The following is a 25,980-nucleotide window of genomic DNA, read 5'->3' on the forward strand; positions in this document are numbered from 1 at the left end:
ACGCTTGAGGTATGAACGGTCCTATGCTGGTGCTCCTCTATGCGCTGGTGGTCTCGGGCGGAGTATCGGCAGCGCTCCTGCGAACCCTGCATCGACGCCCAGCCCACCTGCCGCGCCCGGGCGGCAAGACGGTGGCGCCCGGCCGGGTGTGGGTGATTGCCAACCCGACCAAACCGGACGACTACGCTCGCTTCCAGCAGACCATCAACACCCTCTGTCAGCGGATGACCGGACATCCGGCCCAGTGGCTGGAGACAACCCGAGAGGACCCGGGTACGGGTCAGGCCGCGAAGGCGCTGGCGACCAAACCGGCCGTGGTGATCGCGGCGGGTGGGGATGGGACCGTCCGGGCGGTGGCGGCCGGACTGGCCCACTCGGGCGTGCCGATGGGGATCATTCCGGTTGGCACCGGGAACCTGGTGGCGCGCAACCTGGGTCTGCCACTGGACCTGCCATCCGCGCTGGAGGTGGCCGTCTCCGGCCGAACCGCGCCGATTGACTTGGCTTGGCTCCGCCTGGAGCGGGTCTCCGAACCGGGGGAGCTGCCCGCGGAGGGGGGCCTACTGCGAGCCCTCCGCCCCGAAGTGGACGTGGCTGAGAACGAGTTCGCCTACCTGGTGATCGCGGGGATCGGTTTTGACGGGGAGACGATGGCGAACACCTCGGCGCGCCTAAAGCGGGCGGTCGGCTGGAGCGCCTACGTTTTCACCGCCCTGAAGTCGCTGCGGATTGAGCGAATGAAGGCGACGGTCACCCTCTACCACCCGCAGGGGGTGGCGGGGGCTCGGCCAAAGTGGGCCAAGGCGGTCCCCCCGCAGGTGTACCAGGCAATTGAGGACTCGCACACCCTGGGGCAGGACGCGGCCAACCAGGACCGCTACGTGACGGGCCTCCGCGCCCGGACCGTGCTGATGGCGAACTGCGGGACGCTGCCGTTCACCGTCCTGGCCCCCTACGCTGAGATCGACGATGGCCTGCTGGACGTGATCGCGATCGACACGAAGGGCGGACTGTTCGGGTGGATCAACCTGGCCGCCAAGGTCCTGGCACAATCGGTGGGTCTGCGTCCCTTCAACCTGCGCCGCGACCTGGGTCAGATCTCATTTCAGCAGTGCCACGCCGTGCAGGTGGACACGAACCGGCCCTACCCGGTGCAGGTGGACGGCGACCCGGTTGGGACGGCTCGCACGGTGATCACCCGGTTGGACGAGGGGGCCCTCCTAATGCGGCACCCGTGGCTCCCCTCCACCACCGGGGCCCTGCTGCACCACTAGCGGCCGGGCTAGTCGGCTTTCCCCTCGAACAGCACCGAGTTCATCCACTCCCAGGCCCGACCAAAATCGTCATCGGAGGTGCCCGGGCGCACCTGGGCGCGAACCCCGTCCACCCGCGGGTAGGAGCCGAGGAACTTCACTTCGGGGCAGGTCCGGTACAGCCCGACCAGGGCCGCCTTGACCCGCTCTTCCTGCACGTGGCCGGCAATGTCGATGGAGAACGCGTAGGAGCCCAGCCCGTCCCCACCGGGACGCGACTCGATCCGGGACAGATTCACGCCGCGGGCCGAGAACTGCTCCAGCATGGTCAGCAGCGCGCCCGCCTCGTCGTCGGGCAGCTTCACCTGAACGGTGGTTTTGTCCGCGCCGGTTTTTGGCGGAATCGCGCCGGGCAGAGAGACCATGACAAACCGGGTGACCGCCCCCCGGTTGTCCGCCACATCCTGGTACATCGCTTCCAGCCCGTAGCGTTCCACCGAAACCGCGTTGCACAGGGCCGCCTGAATAGACACGTCGGCGGTGCCCCCCAGCAGCTCCGCGGCCGAGGCGGTGGAGGTGGTTGGCACGTGGACGGCACCGGGGAAGTTTTCCTCCACCCAGCCGCGGCACTGGGCCCAGGCGTGCGGGTGGGTGCCGATGAACTTGACGTCCTCTTTCCGGGTTCCGGGGCGGACCGCGAAAGAGAAGGAAACGGGGACGATCATCTCGCAGACGATCACCAGGCCCCCCTGCGAGAGGGCGTCGATAGTGGCGTTGACCCCGCCTTCGATCGAGTTTTCGATCGGGACGACCGCCCGGTCGGCCTCCCCGGTCCGGACCGCCTCCAACGCCTGCCCGACCGAGGTTTTCGGCTGCAGTTTGGCGCCGGCGGGGGCCACCTGCCAGAGGGCCTGCTCGGTGAAAGTGCCGAAGGGACCCAGGAAAGAAATCGTCACTTCCGGGCCGGCAAAGGGCGGTCCGGGGAAGTTCGTTGGTTCCTGGGTCATCAGTCTTCCTTCCGTTAGTCACAGGCGGTGATACGGTACACCCGAGCAGTATCCCCCTCGGCGACCAGTTCGAAGCCCGTGGAGGTGTCCACGTTGTACAGGCCCGGCGTCCGATCGGAGCGGAGCCTCGAATAGTAGTGTCCATCATTGTCGGCGTAGAAGTGGGTGATGCCCTCTTCGCGGACAGCCTGACAGACGCTCGGGTCCGTCTGAATCTGGTTGAACCGCTGCACCAGAATCGTCTCGTTGTCCGACGGGTTCGACGACAGGGTCAGCGCCGGGAAGAACACTTCCCGCTGCCCTATCACCTGGGCGTAGACCGAGCCGTTCTGCGGGTCGCCCAGCACCCGAGCATCCGGGGGCAGCAGGTCCGGCAGGCTGCGGAGCATTTCCAGTTCCCCGGCGGTCGCCATTCCCGGTTTGCCGAGGCGGTCCGGGTCGTAAACCGATTGGGCCGCGCCGATCCGGGCGCCCAGCCCCTCGCCGCCACTGGCCACCAGCAGCACCACCACCAGCAGCGCGTTCGCGTAGCGCAGGCCCGCCTGACTGAGCCAGTGGGCCACCGCCACGACCCCGAGGGCAGCCAGTGGCACGATCGCCAGGCTTTCCGGCTCCATTGTCCGGCGCGGATCCAGGAACCAGGGGGCCACCAGCCACTGCCGGAAAGCCGAGTTGGGCGCGTACGCCACGAAGGTAATCAGCGCGAACAGCGCGAAAGAGAAGGCCGGCCAGCGCGGCTGGGACCGGATCAGCCCGACCACCAGCAGGGCGGCCAGGATCCCGGACCAGACGAACAGGCTCAGGGAGTTGGGGTAGGGCGGGGTTGGGGTCAGCAGGTTCGCGAACGCCACTTGCCAGGAGACTCCCGAACGCGGGTACTCGCCCATCGACCGAACGGACGGCGACTGCATCACCACCAGGACGACGGCCACCCCGGCCACGACCGCGGCCCAAAGAGACCCGAGCCGGCCCCACCGGCGAGCGGGCCAGTACTTCCCGGTCAGGTGGAAGACCCCGGCCAGGACGGCGGGGGTGAGCAGCACCAGCAGGTTGAAAGCAATGATCGGGTGGACGACGGCCGCCCCGATAATGGACAGGGCCAGGACGATGACCCCACCCACCAGTTTTGAGCGCGAGACCTGCCCGGTCCCGTCCCACCATTCCAGCAGGTGGCGGCCCAGCAGGATCATCATCGAGGCAATCCCGGGTAGCAGCGCCACCGTGGTGGCGTTCGGCCACTGCGAGTAGGCCATCAGGGCGTCGCCGGGCATGGAGAGCATTCCCCCGGCCAGCAGCGGCGCCACCCAGGCCGCCTGCGGGAACAGCATCCGCGTGTAGGCTCCAGCCCCCACCACCCACAGGAGAATCAGGGCCAGGGTGGAGGCGTTCGCCCCCAGCACCACGGTGCTCGGGGTGGTGAACAGGGCGGTGAAAATGTGCCAACCCAGCGGGTAGGCGGTGGCGTTTCCCTCGCGGAAACTCTCATCCAGGCCCGAACCCATCCGGCCGTCACCCAGATGATTGATGGACCAGACGCCGTTCATGTGGAACGAGGGGTCCCACTGCTGCACCGGGTTGGTGGCCGGTCCACTGACCACCATCGGCACCACGGCCAGCACCCAGCCGAGGGCGACCGCGGCCCAGAAGGCCCACCCCCAGGGCTGGACCGGGTGGGAGGCTCCGCGCCTTCCCCAGCCGGTTCGCCACCGCCAGACGAAAACGCCGAAGCCGGTGACGCCAATTAGGGCCAGGACCGGAATTACCCGCGCCCCCGACCAGAAGATTCCGAGCCAGTTGTACAGGTAGCCGAGCCCCACCACCAGCGCGACGGTGACCGCGGGAGCGAACACCCCCGCAATGAAGGCCGGCACCCGGGCGGCGCGCAACCAGAAGTAGCTGGTTCCCACCGCCACCAGGGCCATGGCCGCCGCCAACGCGACGGCTAGGAGCCAACTAGTCACTCTGTTTTGCCTTCCGGCGTTGGACCAACACCTCCACCACCATGGGGATGACCGAAACCAAAACGATCAGCAGAATGATGATTTCCAAGTTGTCGTGCACCCAGGGTCGATCGCCCAGCAAAGCCCCAATCATGGTCACCCCGACCCCCCAGATGGCGGCGCCCAACGTGTTGAACACGACAAACCGACCAAACGGGAAGCGGGCGGTCCCCGCTGCAATCGGCACAAAAGTGCGAACAATTGGGACGAAGCGACCCAGAATGAGGGAGCGTCCGCCATAGCGGGCAAAGTAGTTTTCCGCCTGCTCCAGGTGTTCGGTTTTAAGAATGCGCGCATCCGGTTTGAAGAGCCCGCGCCCGTAGCGCCGACCCAGCCAGTAGCCAATCTGCGCTCCCAGGAAGGCAGCGAGCAAAATCACGCCAATTAGTAGCCAAAGGTTGAGATTCAACTGAGTGTGCAGCAGACCCGCCGCAAAGATCAGAGAGTCTCCGGGAAGAATCGGGAACAACACCCCAGATTCAATAAAGACAATTAGCGCCACTCCAAGCAGCACCCACGGTCCCATGGTTAGGAGAAGATCTTCCGGGTTCTTGAACCAATCAATCACGGTTGAGAACCAGGAGGAATCCCCCTGCGAGAAAAACACCAGACTGTTCGCGTGCAATAGACCACCTCAAGAGTTAGACGCTGTCACCAGTAGTCTAGTGTCCCCGTTCCGTGGTTACACTTGTCAACATGGATGAGCTTCTAGTTAGGAAGCGCCTGCCTGAACCCGTGGTGGTGGCCGACCGACTCCCGGTCCGCCAGCGTCGCCCGGAAGACCTGTACGAGGCGGGGGCTAACCTCCTCGGCATTGCTTTGGTGCTGCTGCTGGGGGTTTACGCCCATTCCACCACCCTCGGGGTGACAGAAGATGTGCGGGTAGCTTTCGGCTCGGTCATCCGTCAGCTGCTGCTGGTCCCAGTTTCGGTCATCCAGGGACTGTTTGTGATTTTGGCGCCAACCGCGGTGATTTTCGCCCTGGCGCGCCGCGGGCGGATCCGTTCCATCCTGGCGGTGCTGGTCACCGGCGCGGTCACCGCTATTCTCGGCTGGCTCATCTCCATGCTGATTCCGCACCTGCCGGTCCCGCTGGTCGACTCGCTCCTGGTCAACACGCCCTCCGGGGCCGTCACCTCCGTCGACGTGGTGATTATGGTGCTGGTGGCCGCCCTGACGGTGGCCGGGGACGGCAGCCGGGTCAAGTCGATCCGCTACTCCTGGTACGGCATCTGGTTCCTGCTGGTGGTCGGGGTGATCCGCGGGACCACCACGGTGGCCGCGGTCCTGGTCACCGTGCTCCTGGGCCGAATGATCGGGTGTTTGGCCCGGTGGATCCTCGGCTTCTCCGACCGGCGCGCCACCCCAACCGACCTGGTGGAGGCCCTCCTCACCGTCGGAATCACCCCGAAGACGGTCATTCGCGCGGACCTGGACCAGGAGCTGGACTCCTGGCGGATCACCGAGTCGGACCGCCAACCCGATTTTGCCTCCGGCCTGGTCAACCCCGAGTTGGAGCGCGAACACCTGGCCGGCCTCTGCCGGCTCAAGCAGGCCGAGCCGCACCGATCCAGCTTTGCCGACCGGCACTACCAGGTGGTGACCGCGGACGGGCGGCACCTGGACCTGCACGTGCTGGACCCGTCCCGCGCCATCACCGGCACCATTGGGGACCTGTGGGACAACTTCCGGCTCCGGGGCCTCTCCCGCTGGATTTCCCCCACCCTGAAAGCCAACGCTGAGCGGGCCGTCCTCACCACCCACGTGGCGGTCGAGGCCGGCGCTCACACCCCGCCCCCGGTGGGGATTGCCGAGGCGGGGGACTCCGTCGTCGTGGTCTGGGAGCAGCTGCCCCCGGTCTCCACCCTGCTGGCCCTGCGCCACCACGAGGTGCCCCTGGGTGACGAGGTGCTCACCCAGGCGTGGGAGCAGCTCCTCTCCGCCCACAGCCGCGGGGTCTCCCACCGGAACCTCGACGTCGACTCGCTGGTGCTCGACGCGGATCAGCAGCTGTGGATCCTCCACTGGGATCAGGGCGAGGTGGCCACGGGCGAGCTGAACCGGCACATTGACCGGGCCCAAATGCTGGCGCACCTGGCCCTGGTGGCGGGACCCGAGCGGGCGCTCGCCTCCGCTCGACGCTACTTTTCGGTCTCGGAACTGCTGGCGATCTCCCTGGTGCTGCAGGGCGCTGTCCTCCCCCCGGGGGTGCGCGGCCAGCTGCGGCGCACCAAAGTGCTGGAGGAGCTGCGCTCCAACCTGGCGGAACTGACCGAAGCCACCCCGCAGGTAACCACGCCGCTGCGACTGCAGCGCTTCTCCCTGCGCACCGTGCTGATGGCCATCTTGGCCCTGGCGGTGCTGGTCGCGGTCGTCGGCGGCCTGAACTTCAACGCAATTATGAACGCGGCGCAGGATGCCAACGCCTGGTGGATGCTGGCCGCCTTCCTGATTGGTTCCACCACCTGGCTGGCGGCCGCCATGCCGCTGGTGGCGTTTGCCCCCAAGAAGATCAGCCTCTGGCAGGCCACCTTGGCGCAGATGGGCGGCTCCCTGGCCAACATTGTGGCCCCCGCCGGCGTCGGCCCGGCCGCCTTCAACCTGCGGTTCTTGAACAAGCAGGGGGTGGCCATGCCGCTGGCGGTGGCCACGGTGACGCTGGTGCAGATCTCCCAGTTCCTCACCTCGGTGGTGCTGCTGCTGGGAATTGTGGTCATCACCGGAACCTCCCTGGACATTCCGATCCCCACCATGACCATCGTCTGGGTGCTGGCCGCGATCCTGGCCCTGGTCGCCACCCTGCTGGCGATCCCAATGATCCGCAACTGGATCTGGGCGAAGGTCAAACCCACCTGGGAGCAGGTCTACCCGCAGCTGCTCTGGATCATGGGACACCCGAAGGAACTCGGGTTCGCCATGGCCGGGAACCTGCTCGGGAACCTCGGGTTCATCGGCGCGTTCGCCGCCTCCCTGGCCGCCTTCGGCTACTACCTGAGCCCGATGACGGTGACGATCACCTTCCTGGTGTCCACCACCCTCGGCTCGATCATTCCTTCCCCCGGCGGCATCGGCCCGGTGGAGGCGGCCCTCACCGGTGGGCTCCAGGTGGCGGGGATTCCCGGCGCGGTCGCCATCTCCGCCGCGGTCATATACCGCCTGGTCACCTTCTACGGCCGGATCCCCTTCGGGTGGCTGGCGATGCGGTACCTGCAGCGCCGGGACCTGATCTAGCCTGCTTGACACCGCTGGGCCCGGCCCCTAGCCTGGGTCCCGTGTGGAACTGACTTTTGACCCTGCGCGCTCGCGGATCACCCGGCGCGCCTGCCCGCCCAGTCAAAGGCGTTCCCTATGTCATTACACTTTTTGCGCGCAACCGGAATTTCCCGCAGCTTCGGCGCCCACCAGGTCCTGACCGACATTTCCCTCACGATTCAGGCGCAGACGCGCGCCGGTTTGATCGGCCAGAACGGTTCGGGCAAGTCGACGCTGATGCGGATCCTCGCCGGGGTGGACCAGCCCGACACCGGGGTGGTGGAGACCTCCCCCGGAGCCCAGGTCGGGCTGCTGTGGCAGGATTTTCCCCTGCCTGCCGAGGCCTCGGTCCACACCGCCGCGGAGCTGGCCCAGCGGCCGCTGCTCGACCTGCGGGGCCGCCTCGAATCCCTAGCCGTCGACCTGGCCGCTCACCCAGGTAACCCGGAGCTGCTGACCGCCTACGGGCAGACCCTGGAGCAGGCAGACCGGCTGGAAGTCTGGACCCTGGAAGCAACCCGCGACCAGACGCTGGCCGGGCTGGGATTGGGCGAGGTGGATCCGGCCCGGACGGTCGGCACCCTCTCCGGCGGGCAGCGTTCCCGCCTGGCCCTCGCCTGCCTGCTCCTGTCCCGGCCCGACGTGCTGCTGCTCGATGAGCCCACCAATCACCTGGACGAGGCGGCCACCACTTTTCTGGCCGGCACGGTTCGGGACTGGCCGGGACCGGTGCTGGTCGCCTCCCACGATCGGGCTTTTCTGGAGGAGTCGGCCACCGAAATCCTGGACTTGGACCCGGATCCCAGCGGGGCCGGGGGCCTGACCCGGACCCGGGGCGGGTTCTCCGACTACATTCTGGCTCGCCTGGATCAGCGGGCAGCCTGGGAGCGCCAGTACCAGCTGGAGCAGGCGGAGCTTCGGCGGCTGCGCGGCCGGGTCCGCCAGGATCACCAGGTGGGGCACCCGGGGGCAAAACCGCGAACCGAGGGCGGAAGCGCCAAGAAGTTCTACGCGGATCGCAATGCGCGCGTGGTCAAGCGGCGGGTGGATGACGCCTCCCGGCGCCTGACCGAGCTGAGCGAACAGCAGGTCCGAAAACCCCCGCGCGAACTGGCTTTTGCCGGGCTGACCCGCGGGGGCGCCCCCCAGTCGGGACGGGTGCTGCTGCGCGACGCCCAGGTGACCGGGCGCCTGGCCCCAGTCAGTTTGGACCTCTCCCCGGGGGAGCAGCTGCTGCTGGTGGGGCCGAACGGCTCCGGCAAATCCACCCTGCTGGCGGTGCTGGCCGGGCAGGTGCCCCTCACCGGCGGTCAGGTGCAGGTCAGCGGCAGTTTCGGGCTGCTGGGGCAGGAACCCGCCCCGGTCCCCGACCTGACGGTGGAGCAGATCTACCGCCGGGAGGTTGGGGAGGACGCGCCGGCCCTGACCGAGTTCGGCCTGCTGGCCCCGCGCGAGCTCAACCGCCCGGGCCGTCACCTCTCCACCGGGCAGGTGCGCCGCCTCGAACTGGCGATGATTCTGGCCCGGCCCCCGGCCATTTTGGCGCTGGATGAGCCGACCAACCACCTGTCGCTGGACCTGGTCACCCTGCTGGAGGAACTGCTGCCCACCTACCCGGGGATCGCCGTCCTGACCAGTCACGACCGGTGGCTGCGCCGACGTTGGGCGGGGCCGCAGCTGGAACTGGTTCCGGCCGTCCGCTAGCGGCGCCCGGAGCTCTCCACGTCGGAGCGGATCGCCCGGCCGATTCGCGCCAGCAGTTCCGGGCTCACATCCAGGTCCAGGATCCGCGCCCAACTGGGCAGCAGCTCCTCGGTGTAGGTGTGTCCGTGTCCGCCCGGCACCGTCCCGGCAATGGGCAGGTCCCCGATCAGCTGAACCAGGGTGACCAGCGGGGTGAAGCGCATGTTGGGGGACACGTCGAGGCCCACCCGCTCGCGGAGCCAGTCCGGCTCGCGAAAGGCCACCGTCCGGTTAAACCAGACCACCGGGTCCGAGGCGTGCTGGGCAAAGATAATTCGGGGGTGCTCCCACGGGCCGAACTCGCGCCCGAACAGGTCCCGGTCCAACTGGCCGGGCTCGTTGACAAATCGGGCGTGTTTGCCCGAGTCGTAAACGGGGGCCACCTCGGGTGAGCCGCGGTGGCGACCCTGGGTCAGCTCGCGCGAAATCCGAGCCCGGTAGGGCGCCCCCACCAGCAGGGCTCCGTCCACCCGGCCCCGCATGTCCGCGAAGTTCAGGAACGGCGCCTGGGCGGCCTCGGCCCCCAGCGACTCCCCGCTGATGATCAGTTTGGGGCGGCGCTCGGGCGGCAGCTGGTCAATTTCCGCCCGGACGGCCGCGAACAGCACCTCGGCTGAGCGCAGGCACAGTTCCTTTTGCGTCAGCGCAATGGCGGCGGAGAACAGGTAGGAATACTGCATCGAGATGGTGGCGCAGTTGCCCCGGGTCAGGTACTCCATCGACTGGACGATCCACTCGTCCACCCAGCCGGAGCCGGTCGCCACCGAAATCAGCACCACCTCACGGTCCAGGGCGCCGGTTCGGTGCATCTCCTGGACCACCAGCGCGGCCTCCTCGGCAAAGTCGACGCTGCCGGGAACCAGCCCGGCGTAAACCCGGATCGGTTCGAGCGCGGTCTCGCCCATCACCTGGCCAATCCGGTGGCGGTGGGGTCCCCGGCCCAGGAAGGTTCGGCCCTGCGCCCCCACCGACTCCCAGGAGCAGAGGGAGGTGGGGGAACCTGAGCGTTCGGCCACCACCGGCTCGTGCACCCCGGCCGCGGTTCGGTTGTTGCGCCGCTCAGCTTCGCGCGCAAAGAACATCAGGAACCCGCCCAGCACCACCTTGTTGGAGACGAACAGGGCCAGCACGACGAGGACCGTCGCCGCCAGCAGCCCCGCCAGCGGCTCGTACATCCACTGGCCCAACCAGTGGATCAGCTGCGTGTACACCCAGGCGCCGGCCCGCGCCACCCCGACCAGGGCCGCGAAAAACACCAGCGTGATCAGCAGGCCCAGCAGGTACTCGCGCCAGCTTTCGGGGCGCATCTCCACCAGGCGGGCAGCCCGGCGCGAGGACAGGTAGGAGCCGATCACGGACCGCAGGAACCACAGGCCCACCGCGACCCAGAAGATGGTCGGCACCCAAATCTGGGCGGTTTCGCTCAGTTCCACCCGGAAGCCCAGCCGGTGCGCCGCGTAGGTGAGCAGGTTCTGGCCGATCCAACCGAGGGCGTAGCCGGCCCCCATCAGGGTGCCGGACACCAGTCCGTGCCAGAAGCCGCGGCGCGGCAGGAGCGACGGCGACACGGAGATCGCGTACATGATCACCGCGACAAACAGTCCGCCGGCAGAAAAGAGGTCCATGCTGTCTTTCCGGTGGGGGATGGGACAGCACTACTATAGCCGGGCTGGCGCCGATCTTCCGGCCCGGCCAAACCCCAGATCCACCCGGCCGAGCCGCCCGGTCAAACCCGGAAAACAGTGCCATAATTTGGGTATGTCAGCTCACAATTTCACGGATGAAACCGACCTGCCTCAGCCCCTCCCCCCAGCCTTCCAGGAAGTCGCCCCCGGCTACCGGCTCGACGACCCGCATGCGGCCCCCACCCTGCGCTGGGGGATCCTCGGTGCCGGCGGGATTGCCCACACTTTTGCCGCCACGGTCTCCGCCCACTCCTCCGGCCAGATCGCAGCGGTGGGATCGCGAAACCTCGACCGGGCCCGCGCCTTCGCGCACGAGTTCAACCTGCCCCACGCCTACGGTTCCTACGAAGAACTGGTTGCCTCCCCCCACGTCGACGCGATCTACGTGGCCACCCCGCACATTCGCCACCGCGACGACGCCCTCCTAGCCCTGCGGGCCGGCAAGCCGGTGCTGGTGGAAAAGGCCTTCACCATGACCGCCGCCGAAGCGCGGGAAGTGTTTGACGAGGCGGCCACCCGGAACCTGTTCGTGATGGAGGCGATGTGGAGTCGCCACCTGCCGCACTATCGGTTCATTCGCGCCCTGATCGAGTCGGGCGCGGGGGGACAGCTGGTGGCCGCCAGCGCGGACCACTCCCAGTGGCTCCGCCACGTTCCGCGGATGGTCCGCCCCGAGCTTGGCGGGGGCGCCCTGCTGGACCTGGGCGTCTACCCGCTCCACTTCCTGCACCACGCGCTGGGCCGGCCGACCGAACTGGTGGCGGCCGGGCTGCCCACCGGGACCGGGGTCGATGCGTCCGAGGTGATTCTGGCTCGCTACCCCGCCGCCCTCGGCGTGGCCAGCGCCACCATGGACGGGATCAACTCCACCGCCGGAACACTCACCTTCGCCAACCTGGCCGTGGAGCTGCCGGAGCAGTTCTACCGCCCGACCGTCGTCCACCTGCGGACCTTCCCTGACCGGGCCGAAGGTGGGACCGAGCAGCTGGTCACCACCTGGGATGCCCGGGTTCCCGGCGGCTTCCAGTACCAGGCGGCCGAGGTAGCCCGCTGCGTGGCCGCGGGCCTGACCGAGTCCCCGGTGGTCACCTGGGCGGACACCCTGGACGTGATGGAAATGATGGACGAGGTGGGGCGCCAGCTGGCGGCCGCGGGGACATTCAGGGAATAACCAGGGTACCCTGAAGCGCCACCCTGAACAGGCGGCTTAATCGGCGCCAGCATGCGGAAAAGTCACCCTGACCGGTCCGGTTTGGGGGTGTTTTCGTCGTGCCATGATGAAACTGTTCTCATCAAAGAAAGGTTTCAGCATGCTTGAGCCCCCCATCGTCAGCCTCCAGCAGGTCGAGAAAACGTACGGCACCGGTGAGGCCGCCGTCACCGCGTTGAATCAGGTTTCCGTCGACTTTTACCCCGGCGCGTTCACCGCCATCATGGGCCCGTCCGGCTCGGGCAAATCCACCCTGCTGCACCTGCTGGCCGGGTTGGATGTCGCCACCGCCGGCTCGATTCGGCTGGAGGGGGTGGAGCTGACCGGGCTGGGTGACGACCAGCTGACGCGCCTGCGCCGCGACCGGATCGGTTTCGTCTTCCAGAGTTTCAACCTGGTTCCCACCCTGGATGCGCGGGCCAACATTTTGCTGCCTCCCTCCCTGGCCGGCCAGAAGGTCGCGGCCGAATGGTTTGACCAGGTGGTGGCGGCCCTCGGACTAACCGACCGGCTTTCGCACCGGCCCCACCAGCTGTCGGGCGGCCAGCAGCAGCGGGTGGCGGTGGCCCGGGCCCTGGTGTCCCGCCCGGCGGTAATCGTGGCCGACGAGCCGACCGGGAACTTGGACTCGCACTCTTCGGCCGAGGTGCTCCGCCTGCTGCGCGCCGCGGTGGATCAGCTGGGCCAGACCGTCATCATGGTCACCCACGACGCCCCTTCCGCCGCCCAGTCCGACCGGGTGCTGGTGGTGCGTGACGGCCAGATCGTGGCCGACCTGGATCGCCCCGGCGTGGAAGAGATCGAGGCGGTGTCTCGATGAAGCAACTGGTTCAGGCCAACCTGCGCACGCACGGTCGCCGCTACCTGGCCACCGGGTTGGCCGTCTTCATTGCCGTGGTCTTCGTCGTGGCGGTGCTGATGCTGTCCGGGGCGTTGGGCACGTCCATTGGCAACTCGTTTGCCGACCAGTATCGCGGCTCCTCCGCGGTGGTGGAAGACCGGGAGGGGACCGGCACCGACGTGGTGGAGGAGGTGAGCGGAACCCCCGGGGTGGAACTGGTGGTTCCCGCCCTGAACACCTACGCCCAGTTTGGCGGCTCCGGCCAGCAGTTCGGCAGCATCGCCGGGGTGCTTCCCGAGCCCCTGTTCCGGCCCCACCTGTCCCAGGGGGAACTCCCGACCGACCCCAACCAGATTGCGCTCGATGCCAAGCTGGCCAGCGCCCTGGACCTGACGGTAGGTGACCGGCTGACGATTCACCCCTACACCGAGTGGCATTCGCTGGACGTTGAGGTCAGCGGGATCTTCGGGGAGGGGAACTCCCCGGCCTCCGTGAACTCTGACGCGCTGATGACCCCGGCCGGGATCCACCAGCTCAGCGGCGACTCCTACGCCTCCACCTACCTGGTGGTCGGCTCGGACGGGTTCACGCAGGAGCAGGTGGCTGCCGCCGTGCGAGCGGCCCTCAGTTCCGACGAGCTGACCGTCCAAACTGAGCAGGAGGCGGTGGAGGCCGCCCTGGCCGAAGCCAACCTGGCCAGTTCGGGCATGAGCCTGGCCCTGATGGTGTTCCCGGCCATCGCCATCGTGGTGGCCATCATCGTCGTGTCAACCACCTTCCAGGTGCTGGTCCGCCAGCGCCAGCGGGAACTGGGGTTGCTGCGCTGCGTGGGGGCCACCGGCCGCCAGGTGCGCCGGCTGATCCTGGTCGAGTCCCTCCTGGTCGGGGTCGTGGCCTCCGCCCTGGGGGTGGCGGTCGGCGTGATTGCGTCCGCCTTGGCTATCAGCGGGTTTGGCCTGCTGCCCTCCCTGACGCAGGCGTTTGGCTCGGCCAGCTGGCTGACCCTGTTCCTGGTCTTTGTCCTCGGGGTGCTGGTCACCGTGCTGGCGGGCTTGCGCCCCGCGCTGCAGGTGGGGCGGGTCGCTCCCCTGACCGCCTTCACGGCCGCCGCGGTGGAGCCGGTCGAGCGCACCCGCGGCTGGTGGGTTCGCCTCAGCCTGGGAGCTTTCGTGTCGATCGCGGCCGGAACCGTGATGGCGATTACCGCCAACTGGCACAGCACCGCCGGCCTGGGCCTGGCCATCGTCAGCGGAATGGCCACCCTGGTGGGGCTGACGCTGTTCCTGTCGGCGGTGTTCCCGCGCCTGGTGGCCTGGGTGGGGGCGCCCATGCGCTCAACCCTCGGACAACTCGCCACCGGCAACACCCAGCGCAGTCCGGGTCGGACCGCCGCCACCGGGGTCTCCATCTTCATCGGGGTCAGCCTGATCGTGATGATGCTGGTGGGAGCCTCGTCCCTCAGCCTGACCATGAACCGGGAGCTAGACTCGCGCCTGGCTACCGACCTGGTGATCACCTCCTCGAACGGGGAGCTGACCGAGGCCGACGTGCAGGCGGTGACGGACCTGCCCGGCGTGGCCAAGACCGCCCCCGAATGGGGCCTGGCCGACGCGAGCGTGGACGGGGAGCCGGTCACCCTCTACGGGGTGGACGCCTCGGACCGGGTGGCCCGAACTCAGGGTGAGCCGCTGGGCGACGGCCGGGTCCTGGTGCCCGAAACCTCCGGGCTGGAATCCGGGCAAACCGTGAACGTCTGCGTGGCGCAGAACTGCGCTGACCTGGAGGCGCTGGTGGACACGTCCTGGCTGGCCCAGGACGGGCGGGCCGGCGTCAGCCAGGCGACCCTGGACCGGCTCGGCGCGGGGGTCACCCCCCAGATGCAGGCCATTTTGGCGCAGCTGGATTCCACCTCTGACTACCGAACCGTGTCCAACGCGATCGGCAAGTTGGATCAGAGCTGGAGCCTCGGCGGGGCCGCCTCCACCCGGGCTCAGTTCGACGAGATGATCACCATGATCCTAACCGTGGTCGTTGCCCTGCTCGGGGTGTCGGTCGTCGTCTCACTGGTGGGGGTCTCCAACACGCTGGCCCTGTCGGTGGCGGAACGGACCCGCGAAAACGGGTTGCTGCGCGCCCTTGGGATGACCCGGCGGCAGGTGTCGCGGATGCTCACCTGGGAGGCGGTGCTGATCTCCTTCACGGCCGCCCTGGTCGGGGTCGGTGCGGGGATCCTGTTCGGTTGGATTGGGACCGTGGCGGTGATGATGGAGGTGGCCGCCGCCCAGTTGGATATCCCCTGGCTGCAAATCGTCCTGGTGCTGGCCCTAGCCATCGTGGCCGCCGCCCTGTCGTCCTGGTGGCCGGGACGCAAAGCTGGTCGAACCAGCCCGGTGGAGGCACTCGCCGTGGACTAGGCGGGATCCAGGATCCACAGGAAGGTCAGGTGCGGAATTCGCACCTGACCTTCTTTTGGATAGGCCAGATGGTCGCGCAGGTACCAGTTCAGGTTGGCCTGCATCCGGCGCTGGCGGGCCGGCCCCGACCCCAGGTAGGAGGAGCGGGTCCGGGCGAGGGCCATCACCTCGTCCACCGTCAGGGTCTGCACCCAGGGAAAGACCTGAACCAGACGGGTCTTAAACCCGGGCAGACGGGGGTTCCAGTCGGCCCGAATCACATCGCCCGAACGCATGATCCGGCTCAGCCGGTGGACCCACGGCTCCCCGACCTCCATCTGATTTTGGATGATGGCGCCATGCCCACCCGGAACCAGGATCCGGCTCGCCTCCGGGCCGGTCCTCTCCCGGTCCACCCAGTGGAAGGACTGGGCCCACACCACCAGGTCCACGCTGGCGGGGGCCAGGCCGGTCGCCTCGGACGTGCCCCGGTGCCAGGTTAGGCGCGGCTGGGTGGGAGCCCCGCGCGGCATCTCCGGGGCCGGCTCGACCGCTTCGACCCGCACCTGCGGCTCCAGGTCCAGCAGTTGGCGGGCGAAAATCCCGGTGCCCGCCCCAATGTCCGCCACCGACCGCACCGGCCCCACCCGGGTCAGCAGTGCCTCCAGGGCCGCCTCCGGGTAGCCGGGGCGCACCCGGTGATACAGGTCCGGGTCGGCCTGGGCGTACGGGTTCGGGGTGGCGGGCGTCGGTTCCATCGGAGCGATTTTACCCCTGCAAGTTGGGGCGGATGGGCTTACCCTGTGTACACCCCAAACCGCAGGAGGGCCGATGAACCCGCGCCGCCGATTCCCAGTGGGCTGCTTCTCGCCCGAAGCCATGCTGGTAACCATGCTGATTGAGGGGCTCGGCGCCGTCTGGGTGGCGGCCCGCTACCGCCTGAACCGGGTAGGCTGGCTGACGGTGGCGCTGCTGGTGTTCCTGGCCACCTTCCAACTGGCCGAGTTCCTCATCTGCGAGGACAACCTGATCTCGCACCAGGCTTGGGCCCAGATCGGCTACATGTCGATCACGATGCTGCCCCCGCTCGGGGTGAGCCTGGCCCTGGCCATCGCCGGGAAACGCGCCCCCTGGGCCCAGCTGATCATGTACGGTCTCTGCTTCGCCTTCGTCTTTTACTGGGGGCTGAACCACTGGGCGGTGGACGGCGAGAAATGCTACGGCAACTACGTCTTCATTGAGGCGCACAACGACGCCATGTGGCTCTACGGCACCTACTACTACGTGTTCCTAGCGGTGGGCACCGTCCTCAGCTTGTGGTGGGCTCACCGGGCCACGGACCAGCGGACAAAATGGGCGCTGCGATGGCTGGCCGTTGGCTACGTCGTCTTCATTTTGCCGACCGTGCTGGTCGCGCTGATTGACCCGCACGTCGACAACTCGATCCCCTCAGTCATGTGCGGCTTTGCCGTGCTTCTGGCCCTGATTCTGCTGTTCGGCGTGATGCCGCTGGCGGGAAGGAAACGGGACCGGTGGCTGGGCCGGCACGCTCGCGGCGGCTCGGCGGGCACCTGAGTTCGGGCCGGACCGGCGTCGGCGTTTGGGCCGAGGCGGGTAGCCGGCGCGCCAGTACCAGAGCCCGGTCAGCAGGGTGCCTCCAACCAGGATCACCAGCCACCAGGGGAAGCCCGGAACCTCCGGTCCCTTCCCCAGATTGTCCAGGTCCTCGGCCGGGGTGGGGTGCACCCGCTCCCCGGTGACCAGGATCCGGTGGGTGTTGATTCCCAGCGGGGTGCAGGTGACCAGGGTGAGCAGGTCCCGGTCGGCTTCGGGCTTGATGTACATCGACTCGTCTGGGAGTACCACCCGGATCTCGCTGACCCGGTAGGTGAGAACCTCGCCCAGCACCTCCACCACGATCTTGTCGCCCTCCTTCACCCGATCCAGGTGGGTGAAGATGGTCGCGTTGGCCAGGCCGGAGTGGCCGGTCAGCACCGACCTGGTGCCCACCCCTCCCACCGGAAGGGCGGTTCCCTGCAGGTGACCTACCCCCCGCAGCAGGGTGGCGTCGGAGGTGCCGTGGTAGACCGGTAGGTCCAGGTTGATGGCTGGGACTTTGAGTCGGGCCATCATCCCGGTCGGGTCGTTGTTCAGCATCTCAAAATAGTCGAAGTCGCTGGAGCTGGTCCCAATCCCCTCGGCAATGTTAGAGCCGGCCTGATAGCGGGCCACCCCGCTGAGCAGCCGGTTGTATTCGCGGGCTTCCGCCAGTTTCTCCCGGGCGGCGGCCGCCCCCGACTCGCGGTCGGCCCGCTCCTGGTCGACAATCACGTTGGACTGGTTGTACTGCGTTACCCAGCTGGCCGCCGAAGGGTAGATCAGCGCGCCGAGCCCGAACAGGGCAAACGCGGCAATCAGGGTGTTGAACAGGCTAAACCGCCACCGGCGCCGCGTCGATTCTGCTGCGTGGCCGGCGGTCCGGGTGCGCACTGCTGTTCCTGCCAAAGTGATGGTCTCCTCCAAAATGTCTGCGGCCCGGCTGACAGCTTTGGAGGGGAAGAGCCCGACCGAGCCGGGCCCCTCCCCTCCTGCTATTCAACTACCAGAGTCGCCTTACTGCTGCGATTCGGTTTCGCGCTGCCGGTTGCGCCGGACCAGGTACAGGCCCATGGCGATCGTCAGGAAACCAACCCCGGCGATGGCCAGCAGGACCCGGCCCTGAGCACCGGTGACGGGCAGGGAGGGCAGGTCGCCCTCATCGGAACCAACCTGGGTGTTGACCACCGTGAGGTTGGCGCCTTCGGCCTGGACGTCGAGCAGTGCCCCACCAATCGCGCCCTTGTAGCCCGCCGGGACCACGGTCTCGTAGACACAGTAGGAGCCCTTGGCTAGGACCAACTCGGGGGTCTTCCCGTCGGTGCCGGAAACGTAATTGGAACCCAAGTCAACCTGTTTCATCTCTGCATCGGCAGCGAGCTGATCGTAGGCAGGACAGCTCGTCAACCCAGCCTTGGTGTACAGCTCAAAGCCGGCACCGGCCAGCGGCACATTGGCGGTGGCCCCGCGGTTCGAAGCCTCCTTCATGATGTACGCCCCGCTGTAGAACTCCTCTGGATCGACAACGGAGACATCATTTCCCTTACCGTTGATGGTGATGGTCGCGGTGTTCGAGGTGTCACCCGTACCGTTGGCGTCAGCGGTAATGGTCAGCACCAGTTTGCCGCCAATGTTGGCATCGAGTAGGGCCAGGCCAGCCGGGTCGACCATCGTCAGGGTCACCAGGCCGGCGGACTCAGCCAGGGTGTAATCCGTGCCCGCGGTCATAGTTACCTCATCACCATTCGAGTCGAGCAACTGGACCGACGAGGACCCGTAGGTCAGCGCAGAGGACAGCTGGTCGGTAATCACAAACTGCGTGTAGAGAACCTGATTGCCGTTGTCATCCAGGCCCAGGTTGTTGATCGGCACGGTGATGTCGAAGGTGACGTCCGAGCCGATGATCTCACCGTTCTTGGTCGCACCTGAACCAACCAGAGCATTCTTCGGGTAGATGTGCACGTCGTAGTTCCACGCCGCACCGGTCCCATTGCCCGGGAAAGGCACGGTCACCAGGGTCGGAATCATCGCGTACAGGGAGTTGTCGGCCGGGGTCGACTCGTAGACGAAATAGGCCCGGTCCGCCGGTAGACTGGCAAAGGCGGCCTCCCCATCGACGTCTGTCCTCACTTCTGCCTGGCAGCTCACCGCAACCGGGCTCCCCCCTTCGGTCACCACTAAGTCACCGTTGTTGTCCACCGTCCCGACCAGGTCCTTGAGCCGGTCCCAATCGGAAGGCACCGCCAGGTCGATACCGGTGACCGAACAGACGGTGAAGCCCACGTCACCCACGGGCAGTGCGCCCTGCGGAGGGGTGATCTGGGTACCGTCAGCCGGGCCGAAATCACCGGAACCGGGCTGCTCGAACTTGTGCACGGTCAAGCTACCGGTGCCACCGTCGCCGGGGGCCGCCAGTGCCGGCACCGACACGGCCAGTCCGGCCGCGCCCACCAGGACTGCTCCGCTCAGGATCGCAGTCATTTTACTTGTTTTCTTCAAGGAACTTCCTTTCATTTTTTCTCACACTTGCTAATCGGATGCCTGCGGGGCACTGGTCCCAGCAGAAGCTATTCGCCACCGTCGATATCCGGAGAGGGCTCCGGCCGCCAGCAGGCCCCCGCCACCCAGGACCGCAAAGACCCAGGCACCCAGGCCGCCGGTTAGCGGCAATGCCGGCAGCTCCTCCCCAGCCACCGCCACCAGTCGGAACACCTCGTGGGTTCCGGCCGCCAGGGTCAGACCGTTCAGTCCGGTCCCGCTGAGCGGAAGCCAGCAGTCAGGTGGGATATTGGTCAGGGTCTCGGCCAAAGGGGCGCAGGTGGGATCGTCCAGGTTCAGCCGTTCTACCCCGGCCACCTGGGTTCCAGTCGGCACCGAACCCACCGACAGGTCGTACTTCCCCGGACGGATCAGGCTGTTGGCGGCCGTCTCGGTCAGGTTGGCATCGAAAGCGGCTTCCGCGGCCTGCAATTGCAGTTGCCAACCCGAGCCGGCACTGGTCCCTCCAACTCGGGCCGGAAGCAGGGTGGCCTCCGCGGCTTGGTTCCGCCAGGTGCATTTAACCGTCGGCGTCAGCTTGTCGGGGGTAATGGTCCGCGCCTCCGGATCAAACATGCCCGCAGGCAGGGCGCCCCCAGATCCATCCGTACAGGTCAGCCCTGCGTCCAGGTAGAAGTTCGCCTGGTCTGGGGCGCCCGGCGCCACCCTTTCCGAAATGGTGTAGGTTCGATCTCGATCCAGTACCATCGGGGTCCCTCCGTTGAGGATGACTTCTTGCCCATCGGTGTCGGTAGCAACAATCTCGAAGTGATCCGGGATCACCGGGCTGGTACCTGTGCCGTAATCATTGGTGGCCACCTCTTTGACTGCTTGCACTTTCAGTTCCACTTCCGTGGTCAGGCGCAGGGTCAAGTCCCGAGCGGTACTCCACACCGAAGTCGGAATCGACAGTTGGTTCGTGTTTCGGGAGTAGCTGGCTTCCCCCACAACATTGCCGTTTACATCCAATAGCTCAACGGCTCCCACTACGCGGACCCCAGCCGGGAGGCTCAAAGTGATGTTGGTGATGGCAGAGACGCTATTGACGGCGTGGGAGCTGAAAAACTGCAAACTGCCGTCGGAAGGAATCACCCCGGTCACGGAGGTGGAGCTGGGAGCAGCGGAGGACACATTGGTCAGTGTGAACCCGTAGGTTCCCGGCGCCCCCTGGGCAGAAAGGTGCAGGGCCGCATTCGCCAGCGTCAGTCGATAGTCTTCAGTTTCTCCATCAATAACCCAGTCGCTGGCACGCGAGGCCGCCGATCCCTTCGCGGGTGCGTAGGGACCGGTACTGCCGGGTTGATTATTGAACGGATCCGTATCCAACTGATTCCCAGACGAGGTGGCGTTTACTCGCAGATAGTGCTGGCTTGAAGAGAGGGCTGGAGTCGACGGAACCATTACTCGCAGCTCTGCGGATCCACCCGACGCCCTGGCCGTCACTGTGGAGGGGAAACTGGAGGTATTGCGATTTTGCAGCCACGCCCGCACGGTAGAGTTCGCTGCACGCTCGCCCTGTACCGTCGCGTAGAAACTGTAGTTGGTGCCCAGAGCATAGACGCGCTGTTCCGGGTCAAACATCACCCAGGTCTCTGGGTCACCTGGATCGCCATCCCCTCGCCAGGCAGCTTTCACCCCGTCGTCGGTAGCCGAGTGGGAGTTGTTAGTGGCACCATCGGTATACCATCCGGGGTTCTCCCCCAGGTACACCATGGGTTCATCCCCCGCATTGACCGCGTTCAGGTGGCGTGGACCATCCTGGGCAATCGTCGACCGGAAGCCCGCATCACCCCAAGATCCCTCAACGCTAACCCCGAAATTTACGGTGGTGACATCATCGCTGCCGGCCTGTACCTGATACTGGGCCGCCAGCACCATCTGTGAGGGGGTCAAAATCTGCGACCCGTTGGTGGCCCCCAGAGTCTGCTTCGGATAATCAATGTAGGATCCCGAGCGGGACGGAGCGGTCGATGGAGCCAGGTTCTGTCCGTAGGACTGCACCTGGACACGGTCGATCCCACACAGGGTAGAGAAGGTAATCCCGGTTTGGACGGCATTGACCGCGGTCGCTCCCACCGTCACCTGCGGCTGCACCAGCCGCACATAGTAGGTGGTATCGGACGAGGGCGGAGGGACCAGGAAAGAGTACTCGCCACTCATGTTCGTAGTCTGTTGGCCCACTACGGTCCCATCCGCGGTGTACAACTGGATTGTTTGATCCGCTAGCGGGGGCTCGCTCGCATCCTGGGCGCCGTTCCGATTCAGATCTCGGTAAACAGTACCGTTCAACACGGCAGCCATCTGAGCCGACGCTAAATCATAAATGGAAGCACCTGCTGACCCGGGGACCATGGTGGTGAGCCCGGTCAGGGGATCCGCCGCAAAGGTGTAGGCCTGCCCCCCACCGACGCCGGGTTGGTTTACTCCTGAGAGATAGAGTTTCCCCTCGTAAAACGCCATCCCCCAGGTGTTGGTGCCGTAGATCCGCTGGTAGGTTGACCCGGTTTTCCCCCAAAGAGGCATCACTCCGGAATAGATCCAGCCTCCCCCCAGTCGGTACTCAACTTTCACCAACCAGGTGGTTTGCTGGGAGACACCGGTGCCCGGATTGGGAGTCGGTACGTCTGCCACCAACACGTAGGCATCTCCCCTCCCGTCAATTGCCATGTCGGAGGCGGGGAACCGGCCATTAAACAGCGAGTGATCGGCTGGGGTCTTTGGTTGCATCACACCGGACTCGGCATAGTTGCCAGTTGCCGGATCGAAAATCATCATCCGAAACGTGTTACCTAAGGTCGAGTCCTCACCGGAGGTCAGGTAAAGGTACCCGGTGCGCTGGTCCACCTCGCCACCCGACCAGTACCGATAGCTGCTAGAGGTGGGTTTCGGGACGAAGAAGATCCGATTGGGATGCACATTGTTGGTGAGGGCACCATCCGAGTTGTTGAGCACCTCGGCGATAGAAATAGAGTTGGATCTGGCCGTTCCAATCGGGGGCAGACTGGAAACCAGGGCGGGTGACCCGGTTAGGCTGGCCTCGGCCCAACTCCAGAGGTAGGACTTGCCCACCCGGGCACCATTGGCCCCGCCGTCAATGGCCATGGTGGTGAGATCGGATGAACTAGCGCTCCAATAGTTGGGGCCGGTCATATTGCCAATTGCAGCCGGCGTGCTGCGGAAGGTACCGGTTGCGTCGGAGGGGGACAGTTCAGTCACAGGGCGCGAATCATGGTTCCGAACGGTTGTTGAGGTGGCGTAGAGCTTGTTCGGATCGATAACAATGTTCTTCGAACGATTGGTTCCCCGGTACAAGCCCTGATAGGGCTGGTTGGGCACCGGCCCCCAGTGCTGGTCCAGCACCACGTCCGAGGGCACCTGACAGGAATAATCGCCAATTTGAGGATTGGTAGCGCGCCCGACCGGGGTTGAAACCGGACCCTCAACTTCACTCTGGGCGAGCTCGACAGACTCTGCGGGGTCCGCAACTGGTGCCTCCATTGGGTCGGGCTCAGCTCCGGACATCGGAAACTCGTCCGGGCCGGTTCCGGCCTGTTCTGGCTCTATTTGGTCATTGCTCCCGATCAGCTCAGACTGGTCGATGGCCGACAACAGCTGGTGCACCCCAATCGACGATTTCCCCGACTGAGAATCAGGGCCGGTCAGTGCCTGAGTGATAGCTGGCTCCACCGGCGCGGCCGGGGCAGCTTGCACCATCGCTGCACTGCTCAAAATCAGTGCGGTGGCCAGCGAGACTGTCGCAAACGAGCGCTTCAAAGGATACCTACTCGGGTTGGGGACACTTCGGCGAGCCAATGGTCCCAAGCCGAACCCTAGAGGTACGTATATTTCCAACGATTTAGCGTGGAGCCGGGCGTGGGTTAAGTGCAGCTACCCCCCCCCCCCCCGCAAAAAAAGTTGGTGCTAGGTGGAGGACAAAATCCAACTTAGAGGGAAGAACCTACTCGTCCAGGACTGCGAAATATCTGCCCCGGCCATCCTCGTCATTCATTAGAGCAATTAGGTCTAGCCGGGTACCGGCCCCAGTCTTTCTCAGAATGCGGTTCACGTGACTCTTCACTGTGCGCACACTGATCACCAGCCGAGAGGCAATCTCCGGGTTGGTCAAGCCCTCCGCGATCATCCGAGCAATTTCCAACTCGCGCTTGCTCAGAGCCACAATTGCATTCCGGAACCGGCGTGCCTCTTTGGGGGAATCTTTCAGATTAGGAAAAAGCTCCTCCATCAGGTCTCCAGCGTGCCTTGCCAGGTCGCGTTGTCCCCGACTCTCGGCTATCTCTTTCGCCACTTCCAGGGCCACAGCTCCAACCGAAGTTCGTCCGGCCGCAACCAGCCGCGGAGCAAGTTCGACCAGGCGTTCGGCATCGCGGGACTCTCGCGCCAGGATGAAGTCGTAGAAGCTCGCCAAAAACTCTCCGTCGATCTGGCTCATGGCTTCTGTCACGCGCTCCAGCCGGGCCGGCAATGCCTTCATCTCCACGCTCATGAGAAACTGCTGGCAGGCGACAAAGCGGAACCCCCGCTCCCAGCTGCGCTCCCCCTCGTGCCAGATCCCTTCGATTGCCTCGTTCATGTTTCCGTTGAAAGCGTCGTACTGAGCTACCGCCATGGCTCGCGACTGTCCTAGGCAGGGACCAATCGCCATCGGCAATGAGTTCACGCTGGCCAGAACACGCTCGGCAATTCCGACGTTGCCCCGCCGAACTGCGATCATCAGACTCAGCGTCAGCAGCGCCAAGTTTGTGTTTGGGCGCAGCACACTGGGTTCACCCACTCCAAATAGTTCCGACGCCACCTTAGATACTTCACCGTAGGCGCCGTGGAAGACGCACGAAAGAATCAGCAGGTATCCGTGATCGAAAAATGCGTCATAGTGCAGATCCCTAAAAGCAGCATCCATCGCAGTGCGAGCCCACCGTTGGGCCTCTTGAAACTGGCCCTCCGCCAGGAGCACCATCCCGTGCAGCCAATGGGCCGAAGTGTCCACCTGGTCGAGCCAGTCTGAAGAGATGCGAGTCAGGGTAGACCGAGCATCGGCAATCCGACCCAACGTCAATAGCACAAACACCTGTGCTTCCAAAGTCTCATCGACGACTTCCCGTGGCAGCGACTCGTCCAGCTCCAGCCGAGTGGCAAAGTCCTCGGGCACCGCGCGCAGCATCGTCTCAAGCTGGAGAGCCATTACATCTAGTAGACCAGAGTAAACATTGCCGGGCTCATGGCGGTCAGCTAGGAGTGTGAGCGCACCGTCCAGGTCCCGGTGTTTTACCGCCATCCATTGGGCCTGAAGCTTGCTGAATCGAACTCGGTCATGAGGGTTACCGTCAGTGGGATCGGTGTTGGTGAGCAAACGGTCAATGGTGTCGTGTTCGGTGGGGGTGGGCAGCATGGCCACGATATACCTGATGGTATTGGCCAGTCCCGGGTCAGCGGACCAAGCCAGGCGGGCCGCAGCCACTCGAGCCTTCAAGCGTTCTTGGAAAAGCCGGGCTCCCGTTGCTGCCGTTACTGGATTGCGCGAGGAACTTTCGGGGGGATTCGGGACAGTCAGCTTTCTCTCGTCAAAACCCTCGGGCAGGTTCTTGGTCAAGCTGAGGCGGCGAGTGAACGGAAGGTTCATTTGGATTGCATCCGCAATGAGCGGAGGGAACACCGACACCAGGTGGCGTCCTTCACTGTGCGTAACCGCCAGGAGTCCGCGTTGCTCCAAGCGGGCCAACGCTTCCACCGGCACCATTTGGGTAACGATGTCAAGATCGGTGAACCCTACCAGGGCAACCTGTTCCAAAGCAGACCGGTCCTGCTCATCCAACTCGGACAGATACGCTTCCACCAAGGGCATCATGGCCGGGTGATGCAGTTCTCCGGAGGCAAACCAGATATCGTTCTCATCCGGGCGAATTACCCCTGCCAGAATGGCGGTTTCCGTCATGGCACAGGCCAACCCAACCAGGCCGCCACTCTTTGAAAAGATACGGCTGACCGTGTCGGAGCGAAATGTCAATTGCAGCCGCGTGGCTAATGCCAGCTCCACGTAGGGTAAGCGCCACGGAGTCAGCCTAACTTCTGCGCCGAACCCAGACATCCCGGCGTCTGGTTGGGACAATCCCCGTGAGGCCAAAAGGGGAACTCCGTGAGCGGTAGCGGTTGACTGCAACAGTCCCCAGGAAGCGTCATCCAGGTGTTCAATATTGTCCACAATTACGACTAACGGCCTATTGTCTAGTACCTCGCGCAACTCCTGTGCCACCTGGGCAATCGCTGCCCGGCCCCCAGAGTGCCGAGTAGTGGGCAGAGACGCCTGCAAATGTCCGAGTGGGACCGCCTTCAGTTTGGCAGAGCCGGTAATCGTCAGGGTGTGCCACCCCTCTTCCTGGAGGAGAGTAGCCACCAACTCCAGCAGGGCGGTCCTTCCACTGTAGTGCGGACCGGCCACAACGAGAC

At 65.7% G+C, this 25,980-nt stretch carries 15 protein-coding genes; 6 read left to right on the forward strand and 9 right to left on the reverse strand.

Annotated features, from left to right (window positions below; all coding sequences use genetic code 11):
- Positions 1–11: 11 nt before the first annotated feature.
- Positions 12–1,274, forward strand: a complete 1,263-nt coding sequence (locus SAC06_RS09885) for a diacylglycerol/lipid kinase family protein (protein WP_350258124.1) — start codon at positions 12–14, stop codon at positions 1,272–1,274.
- Between the two features lie 8 nt (positions 1,275–1,282).
- On the opposite strand, the gene pheA is transcribed toward SAC06_RS09885, so the two are convergent.
- Genes pheA through SAC06_RS09900 form a run of 3 tightly spaced genes read right to left on the reverse strand, consistent with a single transcriptional unit; the run spans position 1,283 to position 4,885 of the window.
- Complete coding sequence (gene pheA / locus SAC06_RS09890) at positions 1,283–2,260, reverse strand: prephenate dehydratase (RefSeq protein WP_350258125.1); 978 nt, start codon at positions 2,258–2,260, stop codon at positions 1,283–1,285.
- 14 nt (positions 2,261–2,274) lie between these two features.
- A complete protein-coding gene (locus SAC06_RS09895; RefSeq protein WP_350258126.1) occupies positions 2,275–4,221 on the reverse strand; it encodes a DUF6541 family protein in 1,947 nt (648 codons plus the stop codon).
- On the reverse strand, positions 4,214–4,885 hold the full coding sequence (locus tag SAC06_RS09900; RefSeq protein ID WP_412766219.1) for a DedA family protein: 672 nt from the start codon (positions 4,883–4,885) through the stop codon (positions 4,214–4,216). Before SAC06_RS09900 ends, SAC06_RS09895 begins: the two co-directional genes overlap by 8 nt.
- A gap of 71 nt (positions 4,886–4,956) precedes the next feature.
- Between SAC06_RS09900 and SAC06_RS09905 the strand changes: the two genes are divergently transcribed.
- Together SAC06_RS09905 and SAC06_RS09910 are read left to right on the forward strand one after the other, a co-directional pair.
- On the forward strand, positions 4,957–7,491 hold the full coding sequence (locus SAC06_RS09905) for a lysylphosphatidylglycerol synthase transmembrane domain-containing protein (protein ID WP_350258127.1): 2,535 nt from the start codon (positions 4,957–4,959) through the stop codon (positions 7,489–7,491).
- Positions 7,492–7,608: 117 nt separating this feature from the next.
- Positions 7,609–9,216 carry an ABC-F family ATP-binding cassette domain-containing protein gene (locus tag SAC06_RS09910; RefSeq protein ID WP_350258128.1) on the forward strand — a complete coding sequence of 536 codons (1,608 nt, stop codon included), beginning with the start codon at positions 7,609–7,611 and terminating at the stop codon, positions 9,214–9,216.
- Here the strand turns inward: SAC06_RS09910 and SAC06_RS09915 are convergent.
- Complete coding sequence (locus SAC06_RS09915; RefSeq protein ID WP_350258129.1) at positions 9,213–10,880, reverse strand: alpha/beta-hydrolase family protein; 1,668 nt, start codon at positions 10,878–10,880, stop codon at positions 9,213–9,215. The two genes, SAC06_RS09910 and SAC06_RS09915, sit on opposite strands and share 4 nt — an antisense overlap.
- A 133-nt stretch (positions 10,881–11,013) precedes the next feature.
- Between SAC06_RS09915 and SAC06_RS09920 the strand changes: the two genes are divergently transcribed.
- The 3 genes from SAC06_RS09920 (at position 11,014) to SAC06_RS09930 (ending at position 15,405) form a co-directional block, all read left to right on the forward strand.
- Entirely contained in the window at positions 11,014–12,111 is a 1,098-nt protein-coding gene (locus SAC06_RS09920) for a Gfo/Idh/MocA family oxidoreductase (RefSeq protein WP_350258130.1), read from the forward strand.
- 139 nt (positions 12,112–12,250) lie between these two features.
- Positions 12,251–12,970: an ABC transporter ATP-binding protein gene (locus SAC06_RS09925; RefSeq protein WP_350258131.1), complete on the forward strand. Its 720-nt coding sequence runs from the start codon at positions 12,251–12,253 to the stop codon at positions 12,968–12,970.
- Complete coding sequence (locus tag SAC06_RS09930) at positions 12,967–15,405, forward strand: ABC transporter permease (protein ID WP_350258132.1); 2,439 nt, start codon at positions 12,967–12,969, stop codon at positions 15,403–15,405. The genes SAC06_RS09925 and SAC06_RS09930 overlap by 4 nt, the downstream gene beginning before the upstream one ends.
- Here the strand turns inward: SAC06_RS09930 and SAC06_RS09935 are convergent.
- The 5 genes from SAC06_RS09935 to SAC06_RS09955 form a co-directional block, all read right to left on the reverse strand.
- Complete coding sequence (locus SAC06_RS09935; protein WP_350258133.1) at positions 15,402–16,142, reverse strand: class I SAM-dependent methyltransferase; 741 nt, start codon at positions 16,140–16,142, stop codon at positions 15,402–15,404. The two genes, SAC06_RS09930 and SAC06_RS09935, sit on opposite strands and share 4 nt — an antisense overlap.
- A 691-nt stretch (positions 16,143–16,833) precedes the next feature.
- Positions 16,834–17,889, reverse strand: a complete 1,056-nt coding sequence (locus SAC06_RS09940) for a class C sortase (protein ID WP_350258134.1) — start codon at positions 17,887–17,889, stop codon at positions 16,834–16,836.
- A 108-nt stretch (positions 17,890–17,997) separates the two neighbouring features.
- Positions 17,998–19,479 carry a SpaH/EbpB family LPXTG-anchored major pilin gene (locus tag SAC06_RS09945; RefSeq protein ID WP_350258135.1) on the reverse strand — a complete coding sequence of 494 codons (1,482 nt, stop codon included), beginning with the start codon at positions 19,477–19,479 and terminating at the stop codon, positions 17,998–18,000.
- Between the two features lie 30 nt (positions 19,480–19,509).
- A complete protein-coding gene (locus SAC06_RS09950) occupies positions 19,510–23,292 on the reverse strand; it encodes an SdrD B-like domain-containing protein (protein ID WP_350258136.1) in 3,783 nt (1,260 codons plus the stop codon).
- A gap of 184 nt (positions 23,293–23,476) precedes the next feature.
- The gene (locus tag SAC06_RS09955; protein ID WP_350258137.1) at positions 23,477–25,468 is read right to left on the reverse strand and encodes a helix-turn-helix transcriptional regulator; all 1,992 of its coding nucleotides are present in this window, start codon (positions 25,466–25,468) and stop codon (positions 23,477–23,479) included.
- Positions 25,469–25,980 lie beyond the last annotated feature (512 nt).

The organism is Scrofimicrobium sp. R131 (assembly GCF_040256745.1).
Lineage (GTDB): Bacteria > Actinomycetota > Actinomycetes > Actinomycetales > Actinomycetaceae > Scrofimicrobium > Scrofimicrobium appendicitidis.

Excerpts from the sequence above, each read along its gene's own strand:
- SAC06_RS09885 (WP_350258124.1), top strand. The coding sequence starts at position 12 with ATGAACGGTCCTATGCTGGTGCTCCTCTATGCGCTGGTGGTCTCGGGC.
- SAC06_RS09910 (WP_350258128.1), top strand. The coding sequence starts at position 7,609 with ATGTCATTACACTTTTTGCGCGCAACCGGAATTTCCCGCAGCTTCGGC.
- SAC06_RS09905 (WP_350258127.1), top strand. The coding sequence starts at position 4,957 with ATGGATGAGCTTCTAGTTAGGAAGCGCCTGCCTGAACCCGTGGTGGTG.
- pheA (WP_350258125.1), bottom strand. The coding sequence starts at position 2,260 with ATGACCCAGGAACCAACGAACTTCCCCGGACCGCCCTTTGCCGGCCCG.
- SAC06_RS09920 (WP_350258130.1), top strand. The coding sequence starts at position 11,014 with ATGTCAGCTCACAATTTCACGGATGAAACCGACCTGCCTCAGCCCCTC.
- SAC06_RS09915 (WP_350258129.1), bottom strand. The coding sequence starts at position 10,880 with ATGGACCTCTTTTCTGCCGGCGGACTGTTTGTCGCGGTGATCATGTAC.
- SAC06_RS09955 (WP_350258137.1), bottom strand. The coding sequence starts at position 25,468 with ATGACGGAAACCGCCATTCTGGCAGGGGTAATTCGCCCGGATGAGAAC.
- SAC06_RS09930 (WP_350258132.1), top strand. The coding sequence starts at position 12,967 with ATGAAGCAACTGGTTCAGGCCAACCTGCGCACGCACGGTCGCCGCTAC.
- SAC06_RS09935 (WP_350258133.1), bottom strand. The coding sequence starts at position 16,142 with ATGGAACCGACGCCCGCCACCCCGAACCCGTACGCCCAGGCCGACCCG.
- SAC06_RS09925 (WP_350258131.1), top strand. The coding sequence starts at position 12,251 with ATGCTTGAGCCCCCCATCGTCAGCCTCCAGCAGGTCGAGAAAACGTAC.